Annotated in this window: 5 protein-coding genes and 1 pseudogene; all 6 read left to right on the top strand. The window is 65.4% G+C overall.

Annotation, left to right across the window (positions count from 1 at the left end; genetic code table 11):
* Positions 1-140, top strand: a pseudogene (locus ACXJL8_RS34565) (phosphoadenylyl-sulfate reductase); the annotation flags it as partial.
* A 112-nt stretch (positions 141-252) separates the two neighbouring features.
* Positions 253-1,266 (top strand): sulfate ABC transporter substrate-binding protein, encoded by a 1,014-nt coding sequence (locus tag ACXJL8_RS34560; protein ID WP_456620748.1) that lies wholly within the window; start codon positions 253-255, stop codon positions 1,264-1,266.
* 36 nt (positions 1,267-1,302) lie between these two features.
* A complete protein-coding gene (cysT, locus tag ACXJL8_RS34555) occupies positions 1,303-2,139 on the top strand; it encodes a sulfate ABC transporter permease subunit CysT (protein WP_456620747.1) in 837 nt (278 codons plus the stop codon).
* Positions 2,140-2,149: 10 nt separating this feature from the next.
* The gene (gene cysW, locus ACXJL8_RS34550; RefSeq protein WP_456620746.1) at positions 2,150-3,061 is read left to right on the top strand and encodes a sulfate ABC transporter permease subunit CysW; all 912 of its coding nucleotides are present in this window, start codon (positions 2,150-2,152) and stop codon (positions 3,059-3,061) included.
* Entirely contained in the window at positions 3,051-4,085 is a 1,035-nt protein-coding gene (locus ACXJL8_RS34545; RefSeq protein ID WP_456620745.1) for a sulfate/molybdate ABC transporter ATP-binding protein, read from the top strand. Before cysW ends, ACXJL8_RS34545 begins: the two co-directional genes overlap by 11 nt.
* 178 nt (positions 4,086-4,263) lie before the next feature.
* A partial coding sequence (locus ACXJL8_RS34540; protein ID WP_456686404.1) for a CAP domain-containing protein occupies positions 4,264-4,650 on the top strand: 387 nt, incomplete at its 3' end.

Here is a 4,650-nt window from a genome sequence, read left to right as displayed (position 1 = left end):
CGCTGGTGCAGTCCGGTTTCCTGTCGGTTGGGTGTATGCCTTGCACGAGCAGAACGGCCGAAGGCGAGGACGCGCGTGCCGGTCGTTGGCGTGGCCGGGCCAAGACAGAATGCGGCATTCACACGATGAAGAGTTCGTAGCACAATCGGGCTACATCGCCGCAAACAAGAAAATCCGGTTCCGTTGACTTAGGAGCGTTTCGACCCGAGTTATGCCTGCGTGCCATCGACGACATTGATGTCGTCGAGGTGAATGGAGATGGACATGATGCGCCGTATCGTTCCGCTCGCGGCAGGCCTCCTGGTGACGGGTTTGTTGGCAAGCTCGGCTTTCGCCGCCGACATCAACCTGTTGAACGTGTCGTACGATCCGACGCGCGAGCTCTATGGCGAATTCAACAAGGCGTTCGCGAATGCCTATCAGAAGGAGACCGGCAAGAGCGTCGAGATCAAGCAGTCGCATGGCGGCAGCGGATCGCAAGCCCGTAGCGTGATCGACGGATTGCAGGCCGATGTGGTGACGCTCGCGCTCGCCTATGACATCGACGCCATCGCGGGCAAGGGTCTCACCGCGGCCGATTGGCAGAAGCGGCTGCCGCAGAATTCATCACCGTACACCTCGACCATCGTGTTCCTGGTGCGTAAGGGCAATCCCAAGGGCATCAAGGACTGGGACGATCTGCTCAAGCCGGGCGTCGCCGTGATCACGCCGAACCCGAAGACGTCGGGCGGGGCGCGCTGGAACTATCTGGCGGCCTGGGGTTTCGCGCAGAAGAAATATGGCTCCGCCGACAAGGCCAAGGACTTCATCGGAAAACTCTACCAGCAGGTGCCGGTGCTCGACACCGGTGCGCGCGGTGCCACGGTGACCTTCGTCGAGCGCGGCGTCGGGGACGTGCTGCTTGCCTGGGAGAACGAGGCGTTCCTCGCCTTGAAGGAGTTTGGACCGGCGAAGTTCGAGATCGTCGCGCCGCCGCAATCGATCCTGGCCGAGCCGCCGGTCGCGATCGTCGACAAGGTTGCCGACAAAAAGGGCACGCGCAACGCCGCCGACGCCTATCTCCAGTATTGGTATACCAAGGAGGGCCAGGAGATCGCCGCGCGCAATTTTTACCGTCCGCGCGACGCCGAGATCGCCAAAAAGTACGAAAACTCCTTCGCCAAGGTCGAACTGTTCACGATCGACGACGTTTTCGGCGGCTGGACCAAGGCGCAGAGGGAACATTTTGCCGACGGCGGCGTATTCGATCAGATCTACAAGAACTGATCGGGCGCTGTCGGAGGGGCGTTAGCAGGGGGCCTGGTGACCGTAATCGCAGCACGACGCCGGACATTGCCGGGCTTCGGTCTCACGATGGGACTGACGCTGTCCTGGCTGTCCGTCATCATCCTGATTCCGCTCGCCGGCCTGTTCCTGCGCACGCTCGAGCTCAGCCCGGAGCAGCTCTGGGCCATCCTCTCCAGCCGCCGCACCCTGAACGCATTGCGCGTCTCCTTCGGCCTCGCCTTCGCGGCGGCCTGCGTCAATCTGGTGATGGGCAGCATCATCGTCTGGGCGCTGGTGCGCTACCGCTTCCCTGGCCGGCGGCTGTTTGACGCCATCGTCGACGTTCCCTTCGCGCTGCCGACGGCGGTGGCCGGTGTCGCCTTGACCGCGCTGTTCGCCGAGAAGGGCTGGCTGGGCGCGCCGCTGGCGGCGCTCGGCATCAAGGTGGCGTTCACGCCGGTCGGCATCTTCGTCGCCATGATCTTCATCGGCATCCCCTTCGTGGTGCGCACCGTGCAGCCGGTGCTCCAGGATCTCGATCCCGAGATCGAGGAGGCCGCCGGCAGCCTGGGCGCGAGCCGCTGGCAGACCATCATTCGCGTGATCCTGCCCTCGCTCGCGCCGGCGCTGCTCACGGGCCTCGCGCTCGCCTTCGCGCGCGCCGTCGGTGAATACGGCTCGGTGATCTTCATCGCCGGCAATCTGCCCAACGTGTCCGAGATCGCGCCGCTCTTGATCGTRATCCGGCTGTCCGAGTTCCGCTACGCCGACGCGACCGCCATCGCGGTGGTCATGCTCGTCGTCTCCTTCGTCATCATCTTCGCCGTCAACCGGCTCCAGCGCTGGGCGCGGAGCCGGGTCCCGGCGCGTTGAGGGGGATGCGATGACGATGCAGATCGCAGATTCCGTTTCGCTCTCCCCGCCCGATGCGAAGGCGCGTGCGCACGCGGCGGCGGCGCGCGACAATTTGCGCACCGAGCCGAGGGCGGTGCGCATCGTCATCATCACGCTGGCGGTGCTGTTCCTCTCGGTCTTCGTCGTGCTGCCATTGGTGGTCGTGTTCGCGCAGGCCTTCTCGAAGGGGATCCTGGCCTATCTCGCCGCGCTGGCCGAGCCGGAGGCACTGGCTGCGATCAGGCTGACGCTGCTGGTTGCGGCGATCTCGGTCGGCCTCAATCTGGTGTTCGGCCTCGTCGCCGCCTGGGCCATCGCCAAGTTCGACTTCAAGGGCAAGACCTTCCTGATCACGCTGATCGACCTGCCGTTCTCGGTGAGCCCGGTGATCTCGGGCCTCGTCTTCGTGCTGCTGTTCGGCGCGCAGGGTTATTTCGGCGGCTGGCTGCGCGATCACGACATCCAGATCCTGTTCGCGGTGCCCGGCATCGCGCTCGCCACCACCTTCGTGACCTTCCCCTTCGTGGCGCGCGCGCTGATCCCCCTGATGCAGGAGCAGGGCACGCAGGAAGAGGAGGCCGCGATCTCGCTCGGCGCCTCCGGCCTCCAGACCTTCTTCCGCGTCACGCTGCCCAACATCAAATGGGGCGTGCTCTACGGCGTCCTGCTCTGCAACGCGCGCGCGATGGGCGAGTTCGGCGCGGTCTCGGTCGTCTCCGGCCACATCCGCGGCGAGACCAACACCATGCCGCTGCTGGTCGAGATCCTCTACAACGAATACCAGTTCGTCGCCGCCTTCGCGATCGCCTCGCTGCTGGCGATGCTGGCGCTGATCACGCTGATCGCCAAGACCGTTCTCGAACGCCATCTGGACGAAGGACACGACCGCCGTGACCATTGAAGTCAGGAATCTCGTCAAGAAATTCGGCAGCTTCGCAGCCCTCGACGGCGTCGACCTCAAGGTCGACAACGGCGAGTTGCTGGCGCTGCTCGGGCCGTCGGGCTCGGGCAAGACCACGCTGCTGCGGATCATCGCCGGTCTCGACTGGCCGGATTCCGGCGAGGTCGCGTTCAACGGCGAGGACGCGCTGGCGCAGGGCGCGCGCGAGCGCCATGTCGGCTTCGTGTTCCAGCATTACGCGCTGTTCCGCCACATGACGGTGTTCGAGAACGTCGCCTTCGGCCTGCGCGTGCAGCCGCGCGCGGTCCGCAAGGACGAGGCCGCGATCCGTGCGCGTGTCAAGGAGCTGCTCGATCTCGTGCAGCTCGACTGGCTCGCCGACCGTTATCCGAGCCAGCTCTCCGGCGGCCAGCGCCAGCGCATTGCGCTGGCGCGCGCGCTTGCGATCGAGCCGCGCATCCTGCTGCTCGACGAGCCGTTCGGCGCGCTCGACGCCAAGGTGCGCAAGGAGCTGCGCAAATGGCTGCGCTCGCTGCATCATGAGATCAACGTCACCTCGATCTTCGTCACCCACGACCAGGAGGAGGCACTGGAAGTCGCCAACCGCGTCGTGGTGATGGACAAGGGCAGGATCGAGCAGATCGGCTCGCCCGATGACGTCTATGAAAGCCCGGCGACCGCCTTCGTCCACGGCTTCATCGGCGAATCCATCGAGCTTCCGGTCCAGATCGCGGACGGCGTGGTCCGGCTCGGCGACCGGCCGCTCGCCCTTGCGGCAGACGGCCTTGCGCCTGGCGCGTCAAAACTGTTCGTGCGGCGACATGACATGCTGGTTGGCCCGCCCGGCAGCGGCGCCTTCGAGGGCGCCGTGCAGCACGTCCGGAATTTCGGCCCCGTGCAGCGGGCTGAGGTCGCTCTGTCCGGCGGCCAGACCATCGAGATCGACGCCCCGCGCGGCAGGGAACTGCGCACCGGAGACAGGATTGGCCTCGAGCCTCGCCGCTACCGGATATTTGCGGGCTAACTCACCGTCATTCCGGGGCGATGCGAAGCATCGAACCCGGAATCTCGAGGTTGTGGCACGAGATTCCGGGTTCGCGCTGGCGCGCGCCCCGCAATGACTTGCTTCGATTTTCCTCAAAATTCACCTTTCAGCCACGGTTGGTATGCAACAACGGCCCCTCATCTGGGGGCTCTGATTCATGCGCGCTGCGGCCGCAATACTCATCACTTTGCTGCTCGCCGGCTGCGCCGGCAACGAAGCGCCGGTACAGCAGCCGTCCATGTATGCCGACATGGCAGTCCCGGGCGCCAAGCTCGATGCGCCGGCGGCCGCGGTGATGATCTCGCAATACCGCCAGAACAACGGCCTCGGCACCGTCGTGATCGATCCCGATTTGATGCGGCTTGCGGAATCCCAGTCCCAGGCCATGGCGGCGGCCAACAAGATGGACCACGACGTCCGCGCGCCCCTGGCCAAGCGCCTCAGTGCCGGCGGCTATCCGGCCAGCGTGGCGGTCGAGAACGTCTCGGCCGGCTATCATACGCTGGCGGAAGCGTTTTCCGGCTGGCGCGACTCGCCTCCGCAT

This window comes from Bradyrhizobium sp. P5_C11_2 (assembly GCF_054049755.1).
The sequence above is the reverse complement of the archived record's forward strand: the minus strand, read 5'-3'. Positions and strand labels throughout refer to the sequence as shown.

Excerpts from the sequence above, each read along its gene's own strand:
- ACXJL8_RS34560 (WP_456620748.1), top strand. The coding sequence starts at position 253 with ATGGAGATGGACATGATGCGCCGTATCGTTCCGCTCGCGGCAGGCCTC.
- cysW (WP_456620746.1), top strand. The coding sequence starts at position 2,150 with ATGACGATGCAGATCGCAGATTCCGTTTCGCTCTCCCCGCCCGATGCG.